Raw genomic sequence first — 22,959 nt, 5'->3', positions numbered from 1 at the left:
TACGCTTTCCTCAATAAAAACCAGAACGAGGAAACGACAATGACCCGAATGGGCATATTGGCTGCCATCGCTGTTGCTTGCCTGAACGGTTCGGCGCTTGCCGACCCCATCACCAAACCTCTCACCATCGCGGTGCTGAACGACAAGAGTTCGGTGTTCTCCGATGCCGGCGGCACCGGCAGCGTGGTTGCGGCGCAGCTTGCGATCGACGATGTCGGCGGCAAGGTGCGTGGCCAGCCGGTGAAGCTGCTCGGACCCGATCATCAGAACAAGACCGATATCGGCGTGTCGCTGGCGCGCGATCTCTACGATCAGCAGGGCGTCGATGCGATCTTCGACATCGGCAATTCGGCGATCTCGCTGGCAGTGCAGAACATGGCGCGCGAGCGCGGCAAGGTGCTGGTGCATGTCGGCTCGGCCACCGCCGACGTGTTCGGCAAGCAATGCGCGCCGACAGCCGCGATGTGGCTCTACGACACCTATTCGCTGGCGCAGGGCATCGCCAAGGCCGTGGTCAAGCAGGGCGGCGACACCTGGTATTTCATCACGGCGGATTACGCGTTCGGTATCGCCATGCAGGCGGAAGTCTCGAAAGTGGTGGAAGCTGCCGGCGGCAAGGTGCTCGGCGCGGTGAAGCACCCGGTCGGCACGATGGATTTCTCGTCCTTCCTGCTGCAGGCGCAATCCTCCGGCGCCAAGGTGATCGCGCTCGCCAATGCCTCGGGCGACACCGTCACCAATATCAAGCAGGCGCGCGAATTCCAGATCGGCGAAGGCAAACAAAAATTGGCCGTGCTGATCTTCTATCTCACATCCGTGAAGGCGCTGGGCTCGGAAGCTACGCAGGGCGTGCAGTATCTCGAGGGTTATTACTGGGACAATGACGACAAGAGCCGCGAATTCGGCAAACGCTTCATGGCCAAGCACGGCAAGATGCCGACCCATGCTCAGGCCGGCGTCTATAGCGCCGTGAAACATTATCTGCGCGCTGCGGAAGCCGCCAACGAGAATGACGGTCTGAAGGTGATGCGTCAGATGAAGGCGATGCCGGTCGACGACTTCTTCGCGCCGGGCGCCCGCGTGCGCGAGGACGGCCGGCTGATGAACGACATGCTGCTGGCAGAAGTGAAGAAGCCGTCGGAGGTCAAAGGCGAGTGGGACCTGCTCAGCATCAAGGGCAAGGTGAAGGCGGAAGACATCATGCGGCCGATTGCGGATGGCGGATGCACGCTGCTGGATCCGCCGGTGAAGCAGTAACGCGCTAACCTCTCCCCGCATTTGCGGGGAGAGGTCGACGCGCCTTTCGATGCGCAGCATCGAGGGGCGCGGCGGGTGAGGGGCATCCACTGCAGTTGCTGCGAACTATTCCTATCGGATCGCACATCTTCGATCCGAGAGGTTGAACATGTGTCCTCTTTCTTGCCTCGCCCCTCACCCGACCGGCTTCGCTGCGCTACGCCGGTCGACCTCTCCCCGCGTAGAGCGGGGAGAGGTTAAGCTGGCTTCTTCGGATGAATGAACGCCCACGGACTGACTTCCGAGTCCCTGACCACGTCGATCGCAATCAGATACGGCCCGCCATCGGCAAGCGCCTTCTCCAGCGCCGGACGAAACTCCGCCGGTGACGTTACTCTGATAGCACCGACGCCGAACGATTCCGCCAGCCTGACGAAATCCGGATTGACCAGATCGGCGGCGACCACGCGGCCGTCGAACACCTGCAACTGGTCGCGCCGCACATTGCCATAGGCATTGTTGTTGAACACCAGCGTCACCACGCCGATCTTGAACTGCACGGCCGTCGCCAGTTCCTGCACCGCGAACATGAAGCCGCCATCGCCGGTGATCGCTACCACCGGCCGGTCCGGATGCGCCACCTTGGCGCCGAGCGCGGTCGGGAAGCCGGAGCCGAGCGTGCCCTGATAGCCCGAGGTGATGAAGGTGCGCGGCTGATAGACCGGGAAGCCGAACCATGAGGTGAAGCCGACCTGCGACAGTTCGTCGGTGACGATGGCATTGTCGGGCAGCACGTCGCGCAGGATGTCGAGATAGGCCATCTGCGGCTGGATCGCCTGGATGTCCTTCTGCGCTTTCGCCGAGGCTGCGCGGATCGTCTCGCGACGCCCGGCCGTCTTCGTATATCCGGCCTTGCTTACGGCGGCGACCAGCGCGCGCGTTCCTTCTGCCGCATCGGCAACGATCGGCGCATCCACTGTAAGCCGTCGGAATTCGACGGGATCGATATCGATACGGATAGACTTCAGTCCCTCCGGCCGGAACGGCCAGCGGAACGTGGTCGGCAATTCCATCCGCGAGCCGATGCCGATCATGAGATCGGTCTGCGGCCACAGATTATAGGCGGCGGCCATGGTGAGGCCGAGTTCATGCGCATTGCTGACAATGCCGCGGCCGGAGCGGAATGCGACCACGGGCGCGTCGATCATCTCCGCGAGTGCGAGGATATCGTCGCCTGCGTCCATCGCGCCCGCGCCGACGAAGATCATCGGCGATTTGCTCCCCTTGATCAGCGCGGCGGCGGCCTTGATGCGATCAGGATCGGGCGAGGGCGCTGCGAACGGTTCAAGCGTCGTCGCTGCAGCGGTTTCCGCGCGCTGTGTAAACACGTCCCACGGCATTTCCAGCGCCACGGGACCGCGGCGGCCGGACATCATCTCCTGAAACCCGCGCGCCATTTTGGTCGGCGCGTCCCCGGGATAGTCGATGCGCTCGGCCCATTTGACGAAGCTACGGAGCGTCGCGAGCTGGTCCGGCATCTCATGCAGATGACCGCGGCCCTTGCCGAGATAGTCCGATGGCACCTGACCGGTGAGGCACATCACCGGCTCGTTGCAGCCGAAGGCGGTGAGCATCGCCGCGCTGGCATTGAGAATGCCGGGGCCGGGCACCACGCTGAACACGCCGGGCTTACCCGAGGCGCGGGCATAGCCGAAGGCCATATAGCCGCAGGCCTGTTCGTGGCGCGCGCCGATGACGTTCAGCTTCGCCTGATGAAAGGCGTCGAACAGACCATAGACCTGCGCGCCCGGCAGGCCGAAGATCGTGTCGACGCCGTGCGCCTTGAGCCCGCTGACGATGGCTTCGCCACCGGTGAGAACAGTCATGCGTATTCCAATCCGTTAGTGTTCGTCGACGACGCCATTGCGCAGCGTGCCGATGCCGTCCGCCTTGATCTCGATCACATCGCCGGGGGTAAGATAGCGTGGCGGATCGAAGCGTGCGCCGGCGCCGGTCGGCGTGCCGGTCACGATCACGTCGCCGGGCACGAGGGTCGTGAAGGTCGAGATATAGCTCAGGAGATAGCGGAAGCCGAACATCAGCCGCGAGGTGCGATCGTCCTGCCGCAGCTCGCCGTTGACATGCGTGGTGAGGCGGATGTCAGCGATCTGGCTTTCGTCGGTATAGGGCACGATCCATGGCCCGAGACTGCCGGTGGAGTCGAAATTCTTGCCTTGCGTGACGTTGAACTTGGCGTGCCGCACCCAGTCGCGGATGGTGCCTTCGTTGCAGAGCGTCAGCGCAGCGATGTGGTCCAGCGCATCGCCCTCGGCGATGTGTCGCCCGGCCTTGCCGATCACCAGCACCACTTCGCCTTCATAGTCGAGCTGCCTGGATACGCGCGGCCGCACCAGCGGCGCCTCATGCCCGACGAAGGAGCGCGGCGTGCGCATGAACATCGAAGGATATTTCGGCGCGTCCTGACCGTCCTTGTATTCGGCGTTGCGGTCCGGATAGTTGACGCCGATGCAGATGATCTTTTCCGGGGCGGGGATCGGCGGCTGCCAGGTGATGGCGTCCAGTGCGAAATCCGCAGGCTGGTTGGCAGCGGCATCTGCGAGCCGGTGCAAGGCCCCATGGGCGATGGCCTCGCGCAGCGTCGGATAATCCCCGCCGTAGCGCGCGGACAGATCGACGAGACCATCGTCGGTGACGGCGCCGTATTTCAGGGCTCCGTTGACGGTGAAGGTGGCGAGGCGGGGATGGGTCATCGCGCGTGTTCCTCACACTCTGTTGTCATCAATCCGCAATCGTCACATCAGCCACAAACGCCGGCTCGCGCACTGCCTGCCCATTGAATGGCGAGCCCTGTTCGAACCATGACCTTGGCGCAGGGGCGCCCCACAGGGTCTGGCGGCGCGGGTCCTTCAGCGACCAGCGCAGCGGTTCGTGGTCGGTGTCCATGGTCTGGTAGTCTGACGTGTAGAGTTCGAGGCGATGGCCGTCGGGATCGCGCACATAGAGGAAGAACGCATTGGAGATGCCGTGACGGCCGGGGCCACGCTCCAGGTTCTTCAGATAGCCCGATGACGCCATCACGTCGCAGAGATGCAGGATGTTCATCGCGGTCGGCACCCAATAGGCGAAGTGGTGCAGCCGCGGCCCCTTGCCATTGGTGATGGCGAAGTCATGGACATTGCCCTTGCGATGCATCCAGGCAGCGGCGATGCGGCCATTGTCGCCGTCCTCCTCGCCATATTCGGTCAGCCGGAAGCCGAGCCGCGCATAGAAGTCGACGGTGTCCTGCACCTCGGCGGCGAAGACGTTGAAGTGATCGAGCCGCTGTGGATGGCAACCCTTGTAAAGATCGAAGCGGCGCAGCAGATGCGGGCGCTTCTCCATGGTCGCATAGAGTTCGATCTGGAAGCCGAACGGATCGGTGACATGCATCGTGCGGCCCTGAAACGAGCGCTCGACGAAGGAATAGGTGACGCCGTTGGCGGCGAACCAGGCGGCGGCCTTGTCGAGATCGTTCTCGCTGGCGACGCGGAAGCCGAGCCGATGACAGGCGGCCGTAGCCGCCTTGCGCAGCACCAGCGAGTGATGCTGGTGCTCCTCGACGGCGCGCAGATAGACGGTGTCGCTGTCGGCATCCTCGACATGCAGGCCGACCGCATTCTCATAGAAGGCGCGGCTGGCCTTGAGATCAGTGACGTCCAGCACGACGTGGCTGGAGCGCAGGATATTGAAGGGCGGATCGAACACGTGGGTCGGCACGGGCATGGCGTTTCCTGTGTTTTTATCTCGTCATTCCGGGGCGCGTGCGCACTAGCGCACGTGAACCCGGAATCCCGATATGTTCATCACTTCTCGATGCCGTGCGGTTCAGAGGTGATGAACCGCACGAGATTCCGGGTTCACGTGCGTAAGGGCGCACGCGCCCCGGAATGACAGTCTAGATACCGAGGCGCTGTATCTTATGCGTCCCGCGCGCCAGCGAGACATGTTTTGTCTCCATATAGAACTCGAACGAATAGTCGCCGCCGTCGCGGCCGATGCCGGAGGCTTTCATGCCGCCGAATGGCGTCGGCAGGTGGCGGACATTTTCCGAATTGAGCCAGATCATGCCGGCCTCCAGCGCGTCGGCCACGCGCAGCGCGCGGCCCACATCATTGGTCCAGACATAGCCGGTGAGGCCGTATTGCACGGCATTGGCGATTTCGATGGCTTCGGCTTCGTTGCCGAACGGGATCACCGTGAGGAACGGGCCGAACACTTCCTCTTGTGCCACGCGCATGTCCTTGTGCGCGCCAGTCACCAGCGTCGGCTGCACGTAATGTCCGCCGCCGGGGCCGTCATAAGGCTTGCCGCCGACGGCGATGGTCGCGCCGTCCTGCCGTGCGATGTCGAAATAGCTGCAGACCTTGGCGTGATGCCGCTCATGGATCAGCGGGCCGACTTCGGTTCTGGGATCGAGCGGATGCCCGACCTTCAGTGCCTGCACGCGGGCCGTGAGCTTCTCGATGAATGTATCGGCAATGCTCGCCTGCACCAGCAACCGGCTGGACGAGGTACAGCGCTCGCCATTCAGCGAGTAGATCATGAACACCACGGCATCGAGCGCGCGGTCCAGATCCGCATCGTCGAACACGATCACCGGATTCTTGCCGCCGAGTTCGAAATGCACGCGCTTCAGCGTCGGCGCACCCTGCGCCATGATCGCGGAGCCGGTGGCGCTTTCGCCGACAAAGGCGATGGCCTTGATGGCGGGATGCTCGGTCAACGCCTTGCCGGATTCTTCGCCGAAGCCGTGCACGGTGTTGAGCACACCGTCGGGCAGGCCGGCCTGTTTGGCGAGCTTCGCCAGCAGGTCAGCCGTGACCGGCGACCATTCGGCCGGCTTGTGCACCACCGTGCAGCCGGCGGCCAGCGCCGGTGCGATCTTCCAGGTGGACAGCATGAACGGCGTGTTCCACGGCGTGATGACGCCAACCGGGCCGATCGGCACGCGGGTCGAGACATTCCAGTGCTCATCGGCCGGCATGTTCAGGCCGTCGCGCGCCTCCAGGCATTTGTCGGCATAGAAGCGGAAATTCTCGGCGCCGCGGATCGCGGCCTTGGCCATGAAGCGATGCGCCTGGCCGGTGTCGATACATTCCAGCACCGCGATATCGTCGGCATTGTCCTCGATGGCATCCGCAACCCGATGCAGCAGCTTCTTGCGCGTGGTCGGCGCCATGTCGCGCCATTCCTTGAAGGCGCGCTGTGCGGCCTTGGCGGCCTTGTCGATATCTTCTTTCGTGCCCCGCGCGACCTGCGCAAGCACGCTTCCATCGATCGGCGACGTCGTCTCGAACACCTCACCCGACGAGGACGGCACGATCTGGCCGTCGATGATATTGCCGATGCCGTCGGCCGTGAGCTTTTTCAGCAGCGGCGCGGCACGTTCCTGATTGGCAGCAAAGACGGCGGCGGGATCGGCAGGGGTCTTAGCCATTGTTGGCCTCGGCTTTCAGCAGGTCGTGAATGGGATTGCGCTTCCAGCTCGTCGCGCTGTCATTGATCTGCATGTCGAAGGACAATGCGAATCTGCCGGACGCAAAGACGTTGTCGAGATGGGTCGAGACCACATCGAAGATATGCGCACCAGCCGTCTGGCGAGCCTCGACCGACCGGCCTTCGCCGATCCGCAGCAGGATATCGAGAAAGCTGAGGCCGGCGCGGCCGTCGGCGATGGCGTAATGCTCGCAGCGGATCGCGCGCACACGAATGCCGCCGAGCGGGAAGATGCCGGTCTGCACCGCAGCGTTGCGGATGACCTCGCAGAGCGCGCTGATATCGATCGCGCCGTCGAGATTGGCCGAATATTCGATGGTGAAATGCGGCATGGTGCGTGATCCCTGTTCAGCCGAAGTAGCAGCTCACGGTGCCCCACGGGCCATAGTCCGCCTGGATCGTGTCGCCTTTGCGGGTCTCGATGGGGCGAATGAACGAGCCGGCGAGAACGACCTGACCGGGTTCCAGCGCTAGCCCATGCGGCGCGATCTTGTTGGTCAGCCAGGCGACGCTGGTGGCGGGATGATTCAGCACACCGGCGGCGAGGCCCGTTTCCTCGAGCTGACCGTTGCGATGGCACATGGCGCCGACCCAGCGCAGATCGGTGTCCAGCGGACGCATCGGCCGCCCGCCGAGCACGATGCCGGCATTGGCGGCGTTGTCGGCGATGGTGTCGAAAATCTTTCGCGTGGCTTTCGTCGCCGCATCGACGCGCTCGACGCGCGTGTCGAGGATCTCCAGCGCCGGGACCACGAAGTCGGTGGCATTCAGCACATCGAACATCGTGCAATCCGGGCCCGCGAGCCGTGTCTTCATCACGAAAGCCAGTTCGGCCTCGACGCGTGTTGCGATGAAGCGGTCGGTGGGAACGATGCCGCCGTCGGCGAAGAACATGTCGTCGAGCAGCACGCCGGAATCCGGCTCGTCGATATTCAGCGCGCTCTGCATCGCCTTGGAGGTGAGGCCGATCTTGTGGCCGCGCACGATACGGCCTTCGCCGGTCTTGATTGCAATCCAGGCTTTCTGGATCGCGTAGGAATCGTCGATGGTGATGCCGGGATGATCCAGCGACAGTTGCCGGATCTGCGTCCGCGTCTTCTCGGCGTGATGCAGGCGCTGCGCCGCGCTTGATATGTCTGAAGAGGTGAGTGCCATCGCGTCGTCATCCCGCGCAGAAAAGCCGCGCGGAAAACCGATTAACATGTTAAGTTGTTGCGATCAAACCCTGGACGTGACAATTCGATTGTGCGTTGCACACTGCGGTGCGCCAGAATCATCCTATAGAGGCGACCATGACGACAGCATCAAAGCCACGGACCGCCGCCAGGGCCGCCGCGAAAATCCCCATGCGCGACTTCTCGCAGTCGCTGCCGATGTCGCTGCTGCGAACGCGGGAATCGGTGATGCGACATTTTCGACCATCGCTTCGCGCGCATGATCTCACCGAACAGCAATGGCGCATCCTGCGCGCGCTCGCGGCGTCGGGCGAGATCGAGGTGACGGAACTCGCGCGGGTCGCCTTCCTGCTGGGGCCGAGCCTGTCGCGCATCCTGCGTGATCTCGAAGGGCGCAAGCTGATCGAGCGGCGCTTGCTGAAGGCCGATTTGCGCCGCAGCATTGTTTCGATCACGTCAAAGGGATTGAAATTGATCGAGGCCGTCGCGCCCACATCGGAGGCAATCTATGCCGAGATGACGAAGCGCTTCGGCGCGCGCAAATTGTCGGACCTGCAGGCCCTGTTGCATGAGCTGGAAGCTGCGCTGCTGGCCATGCCTGCTGCCGATGGGGCGGAAGACGATGACGCTGGTGAATAGCTGATCTGCATATTTTTGCGGCAAGGCCGCAGCACGTCACGCGAGCGTTAATTCGTCGTACGAATTTCGCTGGGCTGTAGACAGGAGGAGAATTTTTCGCTCAACTCCCGCCATCAAAAGAAGGCTGGCGCTCAAGTCCGGCCTCTTAGGGAGAGAACGATGACGCTCACGAGACGTGGATTCACGGCAGGATTGGCCGCTGGTCTGACCGCCCCCTACATCATTGGCAGCGCGCGCGCCCAGGGCGGCGGAACGATCAAGATCGGCATGTGCGCGCCGATTACGGGGCCGGCCGCCGAAGCGGGCAAATATGCCACCGGCGGCGCCAAGCTCGCAGTCGAGGCCATCAACAAGGCAGGCGGCATCCTCGGCAAACAAATTGAACTCATCATCGAGGACGACCAGACCACCAATCCCGGCATCGTGCTGGCCTTCTCCAAGCTTGCTGCCAATCCCGAAATCGTCGGTTTCCTCGGCTCGATCCGTTCGACTCAAGTGCATGCGATGGCGCCTGACGTGCTCAAGCTCGGCAAGCCGGTGATGTTCGGCGGCACCGATCCCAACCTCACCAAGCTCGGCAATCCCTGGCTGTTCCGCTTCCGCCCGAATGACAGCTATTCCGGCCGCGTCATCGCCGAATATGGCGTCAAGAATCTCGACAAGAAGAAGTGGGCCGTGCTGCATTCGACCGATGCCTTCGGCACGGCAGGCGGCAAAGCACTGACCGAAGCGCTCGGGCCGCTGGGGGCCACCGTCGCGCTTGATCAGGGCTATGCCAATCAGAGCCAGGACTTCACGCCTGTCGTATTGGCGATCAAGCAGTCGGGCGCCGACATTCTCGGCTCATACTTCACCTTCGAAAACGATCTCGGCATTTTTGCCCGTCAGCTGCGCCAGCTCGGTGTCAACATTCCGTGGGTCGGCTCGCCCTCGATCGTCAACGTCACAGCGCTGAAGCTCGCCGGTCCCGCGCTCTACGGCACCTATGGCGTCGCCGATTACGCGGAAGATTCCTCCGAGGCGTCGAAGGCCTTCGGCAAGGCCTATCGCGATGCCTACAAGGTCGCGCCGGATAACCAGAGCTCGTGGCCGTATGATGCCATCAACGTGCTGGCCATGGCCATCAAGAATGCCGGTTCGACCGATCCGCAGAAGATCCGCGAGGCCATCGTCGCCATCAAGAAATATCCGGGCGCCGAAGGCGAATACAACTTCGACAAGAACGGCGACGGTCTGCACGGCTACAACATCGTGAAGAACGAGAAGGGCAACATCGTCTTCGACAAGCACATCGAATTCGATAACTGACGGTGAGGGCCGTCGACCGACGGCCTTCACCGTAATCCCGGGGCACGCGCATCTTCGCGTGTGAACCTCAGCCACTCCAATTGGAGTGGCGGGGAATCCCGAAATGTTCAGCGCCTGTTGCCGCGCTCACCATGTCGAGATTCCGGGTCTGCGCCCAAGGGGGCGCATCCCGGAATGATGAGTTCTTGGCAAAATCACCTCCCACCGAGCACGCCTGATGGATCTGGTACTGCAGTTACTGTTTACGGGAATCGGTATCGGAGCCGTCTATGCGCTGGTGGCGCTGGGCTTCGTGCTGATCTTCCGCGCCACCAATGTCGTCAATTTTGCGCAGGGCGAGTTCTCGATGGTCGCCGCCTATCTCATGGTGGTCTGCGCCGTCGATCTGGAACTGCCCTATTGGCTGTCCTTCATCATTGCGCTCGCCGGCATGGCGGTCATCGGCGTCATCTTCAATCTCGGCGTCTATTATCCGCTGCGCCACCGCACCTATCTGCCTGTGATCATCGCCACCATCGGCGCCTCGATCCTGATGGCCAATGGCGTGCTGGCGCTGTATGGCCCGCAGCCGCAGGTGCTGCCGGGCTGGTTCGACACGCCCGGCATCCAGCTCGGTCCGGTCTATCTCGACAGCCAGTATCTGCTGATCATCGTGGTCACCATCGCGCTGGTTATCTTCAATTACTGGTTCTTCGAACACACCATGATCGGCAAGAAGCTGCAGGCCACGTCGCAGGACAAGGAAATGGCGTCGCTGCTCGGCATCTCCGTCTCCACCATGATCATGGTCACCTTCATCTATTCGGCCGTACTCGGCGGTCTCGCCGGGCTTCTGGTTGCGCCGATCCTGTTCGTGTCGATCCAGATGGGCTCCACCATCGCGCTCAAGGCGTTTGCGGCCACCATCATCGGCGGCTTCGGCGATGTCACCGGCGCCATCATCGGCGGCCTTGCGCTCGGCATCATCGAGACGTTTGGCGCGGCCTATATCTCCGTGCCCTACAAGGACGGCTTCGCCTTCCTCGTGCTGGTGCTGTTCCTGGTGTTTCGTCCGCAGGGCATCTTCGGCGAACGTGTCGCGGAGAAAGCATGAGCACCTCCAGCGACAACATCCCGGCAGTGGTCATCACGCGTCCGAAGCCGCTGCTGCTGCGCCACGCGCCGTATTTCATCGGCGCCGCCATCGTGGTCTTTCTGGCGTCGTCGATGCAGTTCGACGGCTACATCCTCAACATCCTGATGCAGGCCACTACTTTCGCCATCGCCGTGTTCGGCCTCTCGGTGGTGCTCGGCCTGTGCGGGCAGATCAATCTGGCGCAGGCGGCATTCTTCGGCTTCGGCGCCTATGCGGTCGGCATCGGCACCACGGACTATCAGCTCAGCTACTGGCTCTGCCTGGTGGCGGGCTGCGTGATGGCGCTGATTGCCGGCGCGGTCCTTGGCCTGTCGACGCTGCGGCTCGGCGGGCATTATCTGGCCATGGTGACGATCTCGTTCCAGCAGATCGTCACTTTGGTGATGATCAACGCGATCTGGCTCACCAAGGGACCGGACGGCGTGTCGAAGATCGGGCGCCCGTCGCTGTTCCTGTCGTCGCAGTCCTATCTCGCTTTCTGCGTCGCGATGCTGGCGCTGGTCGGCTACGTCGTCTGGCATCTGCCGGAGACGCGGCTCGGCCGCGCCATGCGCGCCGTGCGCGACAATGAACTCGCCGCCGGCGTCAACGGCATCGATGTGTTTCGCACCAAGGTCTATGCCTTCGCCATATCGGCCGTGCTTGGCGGCCTCGGCGGCGGCCTCTTTGCGGGCGGCTTCGCTTATATCAGCCCGGACCAGTTCTCCTTCGCCGAATCCATCGTGTTTCTCACGATGTCGCTGCTCGGCGGCGTGGCGTCGCCGATCGGCTCCGCCATCGGCACGGGTCTTCTGATCCTCATTCCGGAATGGTTGCGTTTCCTCAAGAGCGTGCCGGGCCTCTATCTCGCCATCTACGGCCTGTCGGTGATCCTGATCATCCGCTTCATGCCCGACGGCATCTGGGGCTTCGTCACCGCGGCCTATGATCGCATGCGCAGCAGCAAGAAGGTGGCCGTGACCAGCGCGCCGCTGCAGCTCAAGCCGGCGGCGACCGGCGGCGACATGGTGCTCGAAGTCACCGGCCTGTCGAAACATTTCGGCGGCTTGAAAGCTGTCGATCAGGTCGACATATCCGTGCGCCGCGGCGGCGTGCACGCGCTGATCGGCCCCAACGGCTCCGGCAAGACCACGACGCTCAACGTGCTGTCGGGTCTCTACAACGCGACCTCAGGCAAGGTGGTGCTGGACGGCACCGACGTCACCACGATGCCGCCGCATCTGCGCGCGGCAGCGGGACTCGGCCGCACCTTCCAGAACATCCGCCTGTTCCGCTCGATGACCGCGCTGGAAAACGTCATCATCGGCGCCGAGCGGCCGGGCAATACGCTCACCGGCAAGGGCGATGAAGCCGCGCTGACCGAGCGGGCGCTGGCGGCACTCACTTTCGTCGGCCTCGGTCCGCGCGCCATGGAGCTGATCTCCAGCTTCTCCTACGGCCATCAGCGCCTCATCGAGATCGCGCGCGCATTGGCGGCGAACCCGACGCTGCTGCTGCTCGACGAGCCCGCTGCCGGCCTCAATTCGACCGAGAAGCTCGAATTGCACGAACTGCTCAAGCGCATCGCGGCGCAGGGGCTGACCATCCTGATCATCGATCACGACATGACGCTGGTGTCGGAAGCAGCGCAGCACATCACCGTGCTGAATTTCGGACGGCGTATTGCCGACGGCGAGTCGATGGCGGTGCTCCGCCATCCCGACGTCGTCTCGGCCTATCTCGGAACAGACTGATGCCGCTGCTTGAAATCAACGATCTCAATGTCCGCTACGGCGAAATCGTCGCGCTCCGCGGTGTGTCGTTCAATGTCGAGGAAGGGCAGGTGGTCACGCTGCTCGGTGCCAACGGTGCCGGCAAGTCGACCACGCTGCGTGCGATCTCCGGTCTCGCCAAGCCGGCCTCGGGCGACATCCTGTTCGACGGCAAGTCCATTGCAGGTCTCGGGCCGGAAGCCATCGTGCGGATGGGCATCTCCCATGTGCCGGAGGGCAGGCGGGTGTTTCCCGGCCTGACGGTGAAAGAGAACATCATGCTCGGGGGCTCCAATCGCAAAGCGAGCAAGGCCGAATTGTCTGGTGAAGCCGATGCGATGTTCGACCTGTTTCCCGACATACGGAAATTCTCTGGTGCGCTCGGCTGGACGCTCTCGGGCGGCCAGTTGCAAATGGTGGCGGTCGCGCGCGGGTTGATGGCCAAGCCGCGGTTGCTACTCCTGGACGAGCCGTCGCTCGGCCTCGCGCCGGTCATCGTGCAGGCGGTGTTCCGCATCATCACGGAAATCCGCCTCTCCACCACGGTCTTGCTTGTGGAGCAAAATGCGCGCATGGGACTATCCGTCGCCGATCAGGGTTACGTGCTGGAAACCGGCCGTATCGTGCTTGGCGGCAAGCCGGAGGATCTCTGGGCCAACGAGGCCATCGCGGCCGCCTATCTCGGCGGTCATGGCAAACCTGCAGCGGGTCTTGCGGCCCATTGAGGGTCTTGCACCGACGGCCTCGCTGCCCATCAACAAGGACGAATGTCCCGCCATGGTTACAGTTCAAGTCAATAAGCTCATCGATTTCGTCGCCGACGTGTTCGCCCATGCGGACTCTTCCCCGGAAGAGGCGAAGCGCATCGCGACCTATCTCACGACAGCGAACCTCACAGGCCATGACAGCCACGGCGTGATCCGCGTGCCGGTCTATATCCGCTGGCGCAATAACGGGATGATCACCCCCAACCAGACCATCGAGATCCCCGTCGATACGCCGTCGCTCGCCGTGGTCGATGGCCGCTTCGGCTATGGCCAGACGGTCGGCCCGCAGGCGGTCAAGCTCGGCATCGAGAAGTGCAAGGCGGCTGGTCTCTCCGCCATCGCCACCAAGAATTCCGGTCACATCGGCCGCATCGGCGACTGGGCCGAGATGGCCGCGGCCGAAGGCTTGGTCTCGATCCATTTTGTCACGGCCGCCGGCTCCGTGCTGGTCGCGCCCTATGGCGGTGTCGAGCGTCGTCTGTCCACCGCGCCTTATTGCGTTGGCATTCCGCGTCCCGGACAGATGCCGGTGGTGCTCGACTTCGCGACCTCGGTGGTGGCCGAAGGCAAGGTGCTGGTCGCCTCGCGCGGCGGCAAGAAACTGCCGAAGGGTGCGCTGATTGCGCCTGACGGGTCGCTGAGCGAAGATCCGGCGCTGCTTTACGGCCCGCATGAGATGCAAGGTCCGCGCGATCACTCCAAGGGCACCGGCGCCATCCGCGCCTTCGGCGATCACAAGGGCTCGGGCCTCGCATTGATCTGCGAATTGCTCGGCGGTGCGCTCACCGGCAACGGTGCCACCAAGTATGATCGGCCATTCGCCAATGGCATGTTCTCGATCTATATCGATCCGAAGGTGATCGACCCCGCGAACTTCTTCGACGGCGAAGTCGCGCGTTATGTCGACTTCTTCAAGAGCGCCAAGCCGGCCGCCGGCGTCGATGCGGTTCTGATCCCCGGCGACAACGAGGCGAAGACTCGTGCCGACCGCACCGCCAATGGCGTGCCATTGCCGGATGAGACCTGGGCTGCCATCGTGCAGACCGCACGCGACGTCGGCGTCAGCGAAGACGCCGTGAAGAAGGCGACGTCGTAGTCATGCGTCACGCAACACTCACCGTCGTCATGCCAGGCCAGCGCGAAGCGAGGACTTCGCTTGATGTCCCGGGCATCCACGTCTTTACTATCAATCACTGAAAAGGCGTGGATGGCCGGGACAAGCTCGGCCATGACGTCTCATGAAAAGCGGAGGAATACCGATGGCAAACAAGGTCAAGGAAATCTGGAAGGCGGGCAAGGTCGCCGTCAACGGCTGGCTCGCGATTCCGTCGGGCTTCTCTGCCGAAGTGATGGCGCAGTGCGGCTTCGACAGCGTCACCGTCGATATCCAGCACGGCGTGCAGGACTACATGTCGATGGTGGAGTGCTTCCAGGCGATGGGTGCGCATCCGGTGACGCCGATGGTCCGCGTGCCATGGAACGAACCTGGCATCATCGGCAAGGTGCTCGATGGCGGCGCCTATGGCGTGATCTGTCCGATGGTCAACACCAAGGAAGAAGCCGAGAACTTCGTGCAGTATTGCAAGTATCCGCCGCGCGGCACCCGCAGCAACGGTCCGATCCGCTCCGGCATGTATGGCGGCGCCGGCGACTACCAGAAGACGGCGAACGCCGACATCATCTGCCTGCCGATGCTGGAAACCAAAACCGCGGTCGACAACATGGAAGCCATTCTCGATGTCGAGGGCATCGATGGTGTCTATGTCGGGCCGTCCGACCTCGGCTTTTCCTACGGCCTGGTGCCGAAGCTCGACCGCGAGGAGCCGGAGATCCTCAAGATCTACGACAAACTGATCAAGGAATGCGACAAGCGCGGCCTCAACCCGGGCATCCACTGCTCCGGCCCGGCCGGCGCCGCCAAGAACATTGGCATGGGCTTCAAGCTGGTGACGCTGCTCAACGACAGCGGCATTCTCGCCACCGGCGCGAAGAGCTGGGTCAACGACACCCGCAAGGGCTCGGGCGGCAAGGCGTAAGCCACAGGCTCTCTTCCCTCTCCCCTTGTGGGAGAGGGTGGATCGCCGCGAAGCGGCGAGACGGGTGAGGGGTAGCCACAAGCTCCGAGCCCGGCCGGCCCCCTCATCCGTCACGGCCTTCGGCCGTGCCACCTTCTCCCACAAGGGGAGAAGGAAGGATCACTCCACCACCGGCACCGTGTCTATCTTGATCTCGCTCTGCCGCCCGTCGATCACATCTGCAAAACGCATCAGCTCCTGCATCAGCCGCTGCTGCCCCTCCGGGCCGAGCGGTGCCAACAACTCCCGCTGCACGTCGAACACCCGCGGAATCGCTTCGTTGATCACGGTTTCGCCCGCCGACGTAAGCTGGACGCGCAGCGTGCGGCGATCATTCGGCTCCGGCAGCCGCGCCAGGTAGTTCTGCGCTTCCAGCTTGTTGAGCCGGCTGGTCAGGCCGGCGCCTGACAGCAGCAGCGATTGGGCGATCTGCTTCGGCGACAGGCTGTAGGGCGCGCCAGCGCGGCGCAGCGCGGTCAGCACGTCATAGGTGCCGCGCGTCAGTTCGAAGGGCGCGAGCGCCTCGTCGATGAGGGCCGTGCATTGCATTTGAATCCGGCCGATCAGGCCGTAGATGTGCACCGGGCTTGGGTCGATATCCGGCCGCTCCGTCTGCCACTGCGTAAAAATGGCATCGACCTGTTCGCGCATTGCCGCGCGCGCGCGCGTCGGGCGACGCGAGGGTGGTTTCGATCCAGATGTCTCGTCAGTCATGGTCTCACGGCGTCCAGTCGATCACACGTCGTTCGATAAACTCGATGCCGTGAAACAGCGCAATACTCAACACGGTGAGCAGCGCGATGGCGGCGAAAGCGAGCGGCGTCTGCGACTGCGCGGTGGAGGTCAGGATCAGATAGCCGAGCCCGTCCTGCGCGGCGACGAATTCGCTGATCACAGCGCCGATCACGGCGAAGGTTACCGCCACCTTGCAGCCGGTGAAGAAGTGCGGCAGCGCCACGGGAACGCGCAGCCGGCGGAACACCATATGCGGCGAGGCGCCGAGCGAGCGCATCAGGTCGAGCATGGTCTTTGGCGCGGCCTCGAAGCCGGCAACCATGTTGACGAGGATCGGGAAGAAGCAGACCAGCACCACGACCAGGATCTTCGGCCATTCGGAGAGGCCGAACCACAGGATGATCAGCGGCGCCACGGCGACCTTCGGCACCGACTGCAGGCCGAGCAGGATCGGATAGATGATCCGGCGCGCCAGTGGATTGAGGCTGATCAGGATCGCCAGCGGCAGCGACAGCGCGATCGCCAGCACGAAGCCGAGCACCGTTTCACGGAGCGTTACTAGCGTATTGGAGGCAAGCTCCGGCGCCCACTTCACGGCTGAATGATAGATCTCCAAGGGCGCCGGCAGGATCCATGTCGGAATTTTCAGGGCGTCGCAGATGAGTTCCCAGCCGATCAATAGCGCCAGATAGATCAGTGGCGTGGCGGCGCGGTCGATGAAGCGCGGGAAGGACATGATCAGCCACCCATCCGGTTGAAGATGATGTCGCGGATCTGGTTCTTGATCTCCTGGAAGCGCGGCAGCTTCACGGTGTCGGCATCGCGCGGACGCGGCAGATCGATGGTGATGTCGGCACGGATAGTGCCGGGGCGTTCGGACATGATCAGCACGCGGTCACCGAGCAGGATCGCCTCCTCGATGTCATGGGTGATGAGCAGCGCGGCGCGGCCCAGCTCCTGCCAGAGGCGCGAGAGTTCGAGCGACAATTCCTCGCGGGTGAGCGCGTCGAGCGCGCCAAAGGGTTCGTCGAGGAGGAGCAGGCGCGGATCGGAGATCATGGCGCGGCAGAAAGCGGCGCGCTGCTTCATGCCGCCGGACAGTGCCTGCGGACGCTGATGGGCGAAGTCCTTCAGGCCGGTGAGTTCGAGCAGCTTCAGCGCCCGCTCGCGCGCGGCGGCTTTCGGCAGCGCCAGCACGTCGGCGGGAAGCAAGACGTTGTCGAGCACGCTGGTCCATGGAAACAGCACGTGCTCCTGAAACACGATGCCCACTTCATGCGATGGGCCGTCGAGCGGCGTGCCATAGCGCTGCATGGTGCCGGTGTCGGGCATTTCCAGCCCGGCAACGAGGCGCAGCAGCGTGGACTTGCCGCAGCCTGACGGGCCGACCACCGAGACGAAACTGCCAGGATCGATGCGCAGATCGACCGGTCCCAGCGCATGCGTGGCCTTGCCGTCGCGGCCCGGATAGGTCTTGGTGACGCCCTTGAGATCGATCGCAGGAACCACCGCCGCGGCAGTCCGCGACGGCGCAGCATTGTGTGCGGGGATCGCCGTCATCAGTCGATGAAGCCCGGCGCGAACAGGTCTTCCGGTTTCACGGGATTCTTCAGCGTGAAGTTGGCCGACATCACATCGACGGTGCTGGCGATGCTCTTCGGGTCGATATGGCCGAGCGATCCCTTCACCTCTGCGAGTTCCTTCACGAGCCTGGTCTCACCTTCGATCACCGCCGGCTGCAATTCCTTCTGATACTTCGCCATGATGGTGGCGGCTTCCGCCGGATTGGCGAAGGCGTCCTTCATGCCCTTGATGGTGGCGCGGACGAAGGCCTTCACCTGATCCGGGCTCTTCGCGATCATCTCCTCGGAAGCGATCAGGCCGTTGCCGTAATAATCGAGGTTGGAGTCGGCGTAGTTGATGCGGGTGACTTCCTTCGGCGCTACGGCTGCTGCAATCAGCGGCTCGCCGACCGAGAACTGGCAGATCGCATCCGCGCGGCCATTGGCGAGCAGCGACGGCAGCGCCGAGCCTTCGGCGACCACCCACTTCACCTTGCTGGCGTCGATGCCGGCGGCCTTGGCGAAAGCCGGGAACAGCAGGCGCACCGAGCTTGATGCGGTGTCGGCGACGGTCTTGCCTTCGAGATCCTTCGGCGAATTGATGCCGCTGCCCTTGATGGCGAAGATTGCCTGCGGCGGCTTCGCATAGACCACCGAGACCAGCTTCACCGGCACGCCGTCATTGCCGCGCGCCAGCACCAGCGAGCCGGCATCGGCGAAGCCGAAGGTGGCGACGCCGGCAGCCACCTTCTTGATGGCGTCGGCCGAGCCCTGGCCACGCACGAAGTTCACGTCGAAGCCCTCGGCCTTGTAGTAGCCCTTCTCGCGGGCAACGTAGAAATAAGCGTGGCGGCCGTTGAAGCCGAAATCGGTGATGAAATTGATCTCGGCAGCCTGCGCGCTGGAGACGCCGGCCGCAGCCAGGGTCGCGAGCAGGGCGGCGGTGAGGCGAGCGCGGAATTTCATGGTCTGACCTTCAGTGACGGGTGAGGAGGAGGCCGGCTTTCGGTGCGCAAGCGGCGCATCCAAATTCGTTCGCAATCGAATAAATGTTAAGGGCGGCTTTGATGAAGATCAACGGAGACGCTGCCCAAAAACTCATCGAGATAAACGAAATTCCGCGTAAAATCCGCGCATATGGCTCGTTTCTGAGGCGGCCTATGCCGTTGCTTGACAGCCGTGATCGGCCCGTTCTATGCGAAATCATTAGATATCGAATGATCTGCGGCCCGGACGCTGTGGCGCCGCTGGAACGAGGTGAGAGATGGATCGCGGAACACGGATCGCCGTTCTCGGCGCGGGTCTCGCCGGATTGACGGTGGCGGGGCTGCTGCAGCGCGCCGGCTTCCCGGTCGCGGTCTATGAGCAGTCGCCGAGTTTTTCGCGCATCGGCGCCGGCATCATTCTCGGCGCCAACGTTTCCAAGGTGCTGCGACGGCTCGATCTCGAAGACGCCTTCGCCGCCACCGGCATTCGCCCCGATGCGTTTCTCAGCCGTGCATGGGATACGGGCGAGCAGCTCTACAGGCTCGATTTCGACGCGGAATGCGAAGCGCGTTTCGGCGGCCCCTTTGTCAACATCCACCGCGCCGATCTGCATCAGTTGCTGCAGCGACCGCTCGCGCCCGACACCATCCGTTTCGGCCACAAGCTCACCGGCATCGAGGAGCGCGGCGACGCGCTCACCTTGCGCTTCGAGAACGGCACAAGCGCGGAAGCCGATATCGCCATCGGCGCTGACGGCATTCGCTCCATCACCCGCGAACTCATCCTTGGCGCGGAAGAGCCACGCTTCATCGGGCGTTCTGCACCGCGCGCGGTGTTTCCGGCGAGCCGCATCACGGGTGACCCCATCGACGACTGTACCAAGTGGTGGGCGCCGGACCGGCATACGCTGGCTTACTACATGACGCCCGACCGCAACGAGGTCTATGTCATGGCGGCGCTGCCGATGGCGCGCTGGGACGGCGACGGTTCGCCGGTGAAGGGCGACCGCGACGAATTCATTGCCGCCTTCGACAGCGCGCATCCCGATCTCAGGCGCGCGGCGGAAGCGGCGGAAGATGTCACCGTGTGGCCGATCTTCGATCGGCCGCGCAACGACACCTGGCACAAGGGTCGCGTGGTGCTGATGGGCGATGCCTGCCATGCGGTGCGTCCGTTCATGGCGGCTGGTGGCTCGGCGGCCATCGAGGACGCCGCGATCCTCGGCCGCTGCATCGCCGAGTTCGGCGACCCCGCCACGGCCTTCGCGCATTACACGATGATCCGCATCCCGCGCGTCGCCGACATCCAGCAGATTTCCATCGCCAATTCGTGGATGCATGGCCCGACGAAGACCGACTGGTTCTTCGGTTATGATGCCTGCACCGTGCCGCTCGACCGAGCCATTCCGGAGGCCCTATGTCCGAATTTGCAGCGATGAAGCCCGGCGACATCCGTCCTGAACCGATGCAGGCGCGCGATCTTGTCGGTTACGGCGCCACGTCACCCGATCCGAGCTGGCCGAACGGCGCGAAGATCGCGGTCAGCATCAGCCTGAATATCGAAGGTGGCGGCGAGTCCACGCTGGCGAATGGCGATGCAGTCTCCGAAGGCATGCTGAATGACATCGGCGTGCCGACCAAAGAGGGCGTTCGCGTTCCGTTGGTGGAGTCCGTGTTCGAATATGGCAGTCGCCGCGGCGCCTGGCGTATCCTCGACGTGCTTGACCGCTTCAAGGTGCCTGTCAGTATTCTCGGCGTCGCGCGGGCGATGGAGCAAAATCCGGAACTGGCGAAAGCCTGCGTTGCGCGCGGTCATGAGATGGTCAGCCACGGCTATCGCTGGATTGATTATTGCGATGTGGATGAAGCGATCGAGCGTGCGCATATCGTCAAGGCGATCGAGATACTCACCGAGCTGACCGGTAGCCGCCCGCTCGGCTGGATGACCGGACGTCCCGGTCCCAACACGCGGCGGCTGCTCGCGGAGGAGGGCGGCTTTCTCTACGACCGCGACTCGCTCGCCGATGAGTTGCCCTACTGGGTGAAGACCGAGCACGGCCCGTTTCTCGTCGTGCCGTACTCTTATGAATCCAACGACAATCGCTTTAACGAGAATTCCGGTTTCTCGACCGGCGAGCAGTTCTTCACATACATGCGCGATGCCTTCGACGTGCTCTACGCGGAAGGCGTCGCCGGCGCGCCGAAACTGCTGTCCATCGGTCTGCATGACCGTTTGATCGGCCGTCCTGGCCGTGTTGGCGGGCTCATCAGGATGCTCGAACACATGAGCGCGCATGATGGCGTATGGTTCTGCCGCGGCATCGATGTCGCGCAGCATTGGCGAACGCATTTTCCGCCGAAGCCATGACGCGCCGCTGACGGCCGGGCAATATTCCGGCTGATGGCATGCAGGCCAGAGGCGGCGTTACCGCATGTGTTCTCCGAACGCCTGTGCGTGTCACTCTGCTTTGCCTTCGCAGGCGAAGCCGGTCATACTCGATACACTTATCCGCAGAGATAAGATCAAATCGGGAGAATGATTGTGCGAAACAACTTGCGTCTGCTCAATCGACGCCAATTCGTCACCGCGGGCGCAGGCGCTGCTGCATTGTTGAGTGCGCCGTCACTCGTCCGCGCCAATAGCTGGCCAACCAAGCCGATCAAGATTCTCGCGGGCTCTGCGGCCGGTGGTCAGACCGATCAATTCTCGCGCGTCTATGGCGAGTATCTGTCGCGTGAACTCGGGCAGACCGTGGTGGTCGAGAACAAGGCCGGTGCCGGCGGCGCTGTCGCAGCGATGGAGCTGAAGCGCTCCGATCCCGACGGCCACACGCTGATGATCTGCAACACCACCGCCTATATGCTCAATCCCGTCCTCATCAAGGACATCAAGTACAGTGTCCCGCAGGACTTCGCCTGGGTCGCGGTGATGCCGGGCGGCAGCCTGCCGCTGATGGTGAGCGAGAAGGTCGGCGCAAAAACGCTGAAGGACTTCATCGACTATGCGCGCAAGACCGAGAAGGTGAATGTCGGCACATATGCGTCCGGCTCCTTCGCGCATATGGTCATCGTCGAGCTCAACAAGCAGTATGGGCTGAAGATGGAAGCGGTGCATTATCGCGGCGAGGCGCCGATGTGGCAGGATCTCGCCGGCGGCTCCATCGATGCCGGCATCGGCAGCTACGCTGCGGCGCTGCCGGTGCTGCAAACCGGCAAGGCCCGCGCTGTCGCGGTGTCGCGCCGCCGCATCAAGGATCTTCCCGACGTCGGCACATTCCTCGAACAGGGCGCAACCTCACGCGCGCACAGCCTGCTGACCTTTCAGGGATGTGTGGCTCCGGCGAAGACGCCGCCGGAGGTGGTCGCAAAACTGTCCGCGCTGTTCGTTGGCGCCGGCAAGAGCGATCGCGTGCGTGAACTCCTCAAGAGCCAGGGTATCGACGAGGGCCCGATGACACTGGAAGCGAGCCAGGCGCTCTACAAGGAAGAGGCGCCGGTCTGGGCCGAGCTTGCCGCGAGCCTGGGGCCGCAGCCGCAGTAGGTTGGGTCGCCGTCTCACGCTCGTCATTCCGGGGGGGCTGACTTCCCCGCTGTCATTCCGGGGCGCGGCCGGCACTTGCCGGACGCGAACCCGGAATCTCAGAGTGTTCAGCGCAAAGCAGGTCGGGATTCCGGGTTCGCGTGCGCGAAGGCGCGCCCGCGCCCCGGAATGACAGTGTGGGGCGCTAAGACGGGCCCTAAACATTTTTTCCTATCTCTCGTTGACGACATCCCCATTCAGGTTTATATTCCCCTTCGTCCTGCCCCACCGAGAGGGGCGATCGCGATCGTCACGTTCGCGGGGCTGGATGCGGTGGACGCCGGAGATGCGGCGTCACGCGGTTCATGGGGGAACGTCTGTCTTCGGGCAGGACGGATCTGCGCCAGCACTGCCACTGGCAAGGAGACGGCCGGCCTTGGGATCGACAGACCCCTGGACAGTGTGACGGACGACCAAGTCAAAACGCGTTCGGCTTACTCGCTTGAGGCTCCCT

General features: G+C 63.3%; 21 protein-coding genes. 11 read left to right on the top strand and 10 right to left on the bottom strand.

All coding sequences use genetic code 11. From position 1 onward, the window contains the following. The first annotated feature begins 39 nt into the window (after positions 1–39). Positions 40–1,257, top strand: coding sequence for an ABC transporter substrate-binding protein (locus HP556_RS07560; RefSeq protein WP_089265100.1), 1,218 nt, complete (start codon positions 40–42; stop codon positions 1,255–1,257). A gap of 236 nt (positions 1,258–1,493) precedes the next feature. On the opposite strand, the gene HP556_RS07555 is transcribed toward HP556_RS07560, so the two are convergent. From HP556_RS07555 to hpaH, 6 genes are all read right to left on the bottom strand, one after another. Beyond that, the gene (locus HP556_RS07555; protein ID WP_175366499.1) at positions 1,494–3,122 is read right to left on the bottom strand and encodes a thiamine pyrophosphate-dependent enzyme; all 1,629 of its coding nucleotides are present in this window, start codon (positions 3,120–3,122) and stop codon (positions 1,494–1,496) included. 15 nt (positions 3,123–3,137) lie between these two features. Then, positions 3,138–4,007, bottom strand: coding sequence for a fumarylacetoacetate hydrolase family protein (locus HP556_RS07550; RefSeq protein WP_175366498.1), 870 nt, complete (start codon positions 4,005–4,007; stop codon positions 3,138–3,140). 28 nt (positions 4,008–4,035) lie between these two features. Continuing rightward, positions 4,036–5,019, bottom strand: a complete 984-nt coding sequence (gene hpaD / locus HP556_RS07545) for a 3,4-dihydroxyphenylacetate 2,3-dioxygenase (protein WP_175366497.1) — start codon at positions 5,017–5,019, stop codon at positions 4,036–4,038. Between the two features lie 172 nt (positions 5,020–5,191). Next, on the bottom strand, positions 5,192–6,733 hold the full coding sequence (gene hpaE, locus HP556_RS07540; RefSeq protein ID WP_175366496.1) for a 5-carboxymethyl-2-hydroxymuconate semialdehyde dehydrogenase: 1,542 nt from the start codon (positions 6,731–6,733) through the stop codon (positions 5,192–5,194). Further along, entirely contained in the window at positions 6,726–7,124 is a 399-nt protein-coding gene (locus HP556_RS07535) for a 5-carboxymethyl-2-hydroxymuconate Delta-isomerase (RefSeq protein ID WP_175366495.1), read from the bottom strand. Before HP556_RS07535 ends, hpaE begins: the two co-directional genes overlap by 8 nt. 16 nt (positions 7,125–7,140) lie before the next feature. After that, complete coding sequence (hpaH, locus tag HP556_RS07530) at positions 7,141–7,947, bottom strand: 2-oxo-hept-4-ene-1,7-dioate hydratase (protein ID WP_175366494.1); 807 nt, start codon at positions 7,945–7,947, stop codon at positions 7,141–7,143. A gap of 137 nt (positions 7,948–8,084) precedes the next feature. Between hpaH and hpaR the strand changes: the two genes are divergently transcribed. The 7 genes from hpaR to HP556_RS07495 all read left to right on the top strand — a co-directional run bounded on the left by hpaR (position 8,085) and on the right by HP556_RS07495 (position 15,603). Continuing rightward, a complete protein-coding gene (gene hpaR, locus HP556_RS07525) occupies positions 8,085–8,606 on the top strand; it encodes a homoprotocatechuate degradation operon regulator HpaR (RefSeq protein ID WP_175366493.1) in 522 nt (173 codons plus the stop codon). Between the two features lie 159 nt (positions 8,607–8,765). Further along, complete coding sequence (locus HP556_RS07520) at positions 8,766–9,914, top strand: ABC transporter substrate-binding protein (protein WP_175366492.1); 1,149 nt, start codon at positions 8,766–8,768, stop codon at positions 9,912–9,914. Positions 9,915–10,131: 217 nt separating this feature from the next. Beyond that, on the top strand, positions 10,132–11,007 hold the full coding sequence (locus HP556_RS07515) for a branched-chain amino acid ABC transporter permease (RefSeq protein ID WP_089265092.1): 876 nt from the start codon (positions 10,132–10,134) through the stop codon (positions 11,005–11,007). Beyond that, on the top strand, positions 11,004–12,782 hold the full coding sequence (locus HP556_RS07510; protein ID WP_175366491.1) for a branched-chain amino acid ABC transporter ATP-binding protein/permease: 1,779 nt from the start codon (positions 11,004–11,006) through the stop codon (positions 12,780–12,782). Before HP556_RS07515 ends, HP556_RS07510 begins: the two co-directional genes overlap by 4 nt. Continuing rightward, positions 12,782–13,525 (top strand): ABC transporter ATP-binding protein, encoded by a 744-nt coding sequence (locus HP556_RS07505; protein ID WP_068735820.1) that lies wholly within the window; start codon positions 12,782–12,784, stop codon positions 13,523–13,525. Before HP556_RS07510 ends, HP556_RS07505 begins: the two co-directional genes overlap by 1 nt. 52 nt (positions 13,526–13,577) lie before the next feature. Continuing rightward, positions 13,578–14,663 (top strand): malate/lactate/ureidoglycolate dehydrogenase, encoded by a 1,086-nt coding sequence (locus HP556_RS07500; RefSeq protein WP_175366490.1) that lies wholly within the window; start codon positions 13,578–13,580, stop codon positions 14,661–14,663. Between the two features lie 163 nt (positions 14,664–14,826). Beyond that, on the top strand, positions 14,827–15,603 hold the full coding sequence (locus HP556_RS07495; RefSeq protein WP_092146581.1) for an HpcH/HpaI aldolase family protein: 777 nt from the start codon (positions 14,827–14,829) through the stop codon (positions 15,601–15,603). A 159-nt stretch (positions 15,604–15,762) separates the two neighbouring features. On the opposite strand, the gene HP556_RS07490 is transcribed toward HP556_RS07495, so the two are convergent. The 4 genes from HP556_RS07490 to HP556_RS07475 all read right to left on the bottom strand — a co-directional run bounded on the left by HP556_RS07490 (position 15,763) and on the right by HP556_RS07475 (position 18,905). Beyond that, the gene (locus HP556_RS07490) at positions 15,763–16,293 is read right to left on the bottom strand and encodes a MarR family winged helix-turn-helix transcriptional regulator (protein WP_175366489.1); all 531 of its coding nucleotides are present in this window, start codon (positions 16,291–16,293) and stop codon (positions 15,763–15,765) included. Between the two features lie 67 nt (positions 16,294–16,360). After that, positions 16,361–17,113 (bottom strand): ABC transporter permease, encoded by a 753-nt coding sequence (locus tag HP556_RS07485; protein WP_175366488.1) that lies wholly within the window; start codon positions 17,111–17,113, stop codon positions 16,361–16,363. Positions 17,114–17,115: 2 nt separating this feature from the next. Next, positions 17,116–17,937, bottom strand: coding sequence for an ABC transporter ATP-binding protein (locus HP556_RS07480; RefSeq protein ID WP_175366487.1), 822 nt, complete (start codon positions 17,935–17,937; stop codon positions 17,116–17,118). Continuing rightward, the gene (locus HP556_RS07475; RefSeq protein ID WP_175366486.1) at positions 17,937–18,905 is read right to left on the bottom strand and encodes an ABC transporter substrate-binding protein; all 969 of its coding nucleotides are present in this window, start codon (positions 18,903–18,905) and stop codon (positions 17,937–17,939) included. The genes HP556_RS07480 and HP556_RS07475 overlap by 1 nt, the downstream gene beginning before the upstream one ends. Positions 18,906–19,203: 298 nt before the next feature. Here HP556_RS07475 and HP556_RS07470 point away from each other — a divergent pair, with 298 nt between their 5' ends. From HP556_RS07470 to HP556_RS07460, 3 genes are all read left to right on the top strand, one after another. Then, complete coding sequence (locus HP556_RS07470) at positions 19,204–20,364, top strand: FAD-dependent oxidoreductase (protein WP_175366485.1); 1,161 nt, start codon at positions 19,204–19,206, stop codon at positions 20,362–20,364. After that, positions 20,343–21,293 (top strand): polysaccharide deacetylase family protein, encoded by a 951-nt coding sequence (locus HP556_RS07465; protein ID WP_246297488.1) that lies wholly within the window; start codon positions 20,343–20,345, stop codon positions 21,291–21,293. Before HP556_RS07470 ends, HP556_RS07465 begins: the two co-directional genes overlap by 22 nt. Before the next feature lie 174 nt (positions 21,294–21,467). Beyond that, the gene (locus tag HP556_RS07460) at positions 21,468–22,466 is read left to right on the top strand and encodes a Bug family tripartite tricarboxylate transporter substrate binding protein (protein ID WP_244499825.1); all 999 of its coding nucleotides are present in this window, start codon (positions 21,468–21,470) and stop codon (positions 22,464–22,466) included. Positions 22,467–22,959: the final 493 nt, after the last annotated feature.

The organism is Tardiphaga robiniae (assembly GCF_013359755.1).
GTDB classification, from domain to species: Bacteria; Pseudomonadota; Alphaproteobacteria; order Rhizobiales; family Xanthobacteraceae; genus Tardiphaga; species Tardiphaga robiniae.
The sequence above is the reverse complement of the archived record's forward strand: the minus strand, read 5'-3'. Positions and strand labels throughout refer to the sequence as shown.

Excerpts from the sequence above, each read along its gene's own strand:
- HP556_RS07495 (WP_092146581.1), top strand. The coding sequence starts at position 14,827 with ATGGCAAACAAGGTCAAGGAAATCTGGAAGGCGGGCAAGGTCGCCGTC.
- hpaE (WP_175366496.1), bottom strand. The coding sequence starts at position 6,733 with ATGGCTAAGACCCCTGCCGATCCCGCCGCCGTCTTTGCTGCCAATCAG.
- HP556_RS07520 (WP_175366492.1), top strand. The coding sequence starts at position 8,766 with ATGACGCTCACGAGACGTGGATTCACGGCAGGATTGGCCGCTGGTCTG.
- HP556_RS07550 (WP_175366498.1), bottom strand. The coding sequence starts at position 4,007 with ATGACCCATCCCCGCCTCGCCACCTTCACCGTCAACGGAGCCCTGAAA.
- HP556_RS07485 (WP_175366488.1), bottom strand. The coding sequence starts at position 17,113 with ATGTCCTTCCCGCGCTTCATCGACCGCGCCGCCACGCCACTGATCTAT.
- hpaD (WP_175366497.1), bottom strand. The coding sequence starts at position 5,019 with ATGCCCGTGCCGACCCACGTGTTCGATCCGCCCTTCAATATCCTGCGC.
- HP556_RS07555 (WP_175366499.1), bottom strand. The coding sequence starts at position 3,122 with ATGACTGTTCTCACCGGTGGCGAAGCCATCGTCAGCGGGCTCAAGGCG.
- HP556_RS07505 (WP_068735820.1), top strand. The coding sequence starts at position 12,782 with ATGCCGCTGCTTGAAATCAACGATCTCAATGTCCGCTACGGCGAAATC.
- HP556_RS07475 (WP_175366486.1), bottom strand. The coding sequence starts at position 18,905 with ATGAAATTCCGCGCTCGCCTCACCGCCGCCCTGCTCGCGACCCTGGCT.
- HP556_RS07500 (WP_175366490.1), top strand. The coding sequence starts at position 13,578 with ATGGTTACAGTTCAAGTCAATAAGCTCATCGATTTCGTCGCCGACGTG.
- HP556_RS07490 (WP_175366489.1), bottom strand. The coding sequence starts at position 16,293 with ATGCGCGAACAGGTCGATGCCATTTTTACGCAGTGGCAGACGGAGCGG.
- HP556_RS07515 (WP_089265092.1), top strand. The coding sequence starts at position 10,132 with ATGGATCTGGTACTGCAGTTACTGTTTACGGGAATCGGTATCGGAGCC.
- HP556_RS07535 (WP_175366495.1), bottom strand. The coding sequence starts at position 7,124 with ATGCCGCATTTCACCATCGAATATTCGGCCAATCTCGACGGCGCGATC.
- HP556_RS07470 (WP_175366485.1), top strand. The coding sequence starts at position 19,204 with ATGGATCGCGGAACACGGATCGCCGTTCTCGGCGCGGGTCTCGCCGGA.
- HP556_RS07560 (WP_089265100.1), top strand. The coding sequence starts at position 40 with ATGACCCGAATGGGCATATTGGCTGCCATCGCTGTTGCTTGCCTGAAC.
- hpaR (WP_175366493.1), top strand. The coding sequence starts at position 8,085 with ATGACGACAGCATCAAAGCCACGGACCGCCGCCAGGGCCGCCGCGAAA.
- HP556_RS07510 (WP_175366491.1), top strand. The coding sequence starts at position 11,004 with ATGAGCACCTCCAGCGACAACATCCCGGCAGTGGTCATCACGCGTCCG.
- HP556_RS07465 (WP_246297488.1), top strand. The coding sequence starts at position 20,343 with ATGTCCGAATTTGCAGCGATGAAGCCCGGCGACATCCGTCCTGAACCG.
- HP556_RS07480 (WP_175366487.1), bottom strand. The coding sequence starts at position 17,937 with ATGACGGCGATCCCCGCACACAATGCTGCGCCGTCGCGGACTGCCGCG.
- hpaH (WP_175366494.1), bottom strand. The coding sequence starts at position 7,947 with ATGGCACTCACCTCTTCAGACATATCAAGCGCGGCGCAGCGCCTGCAT.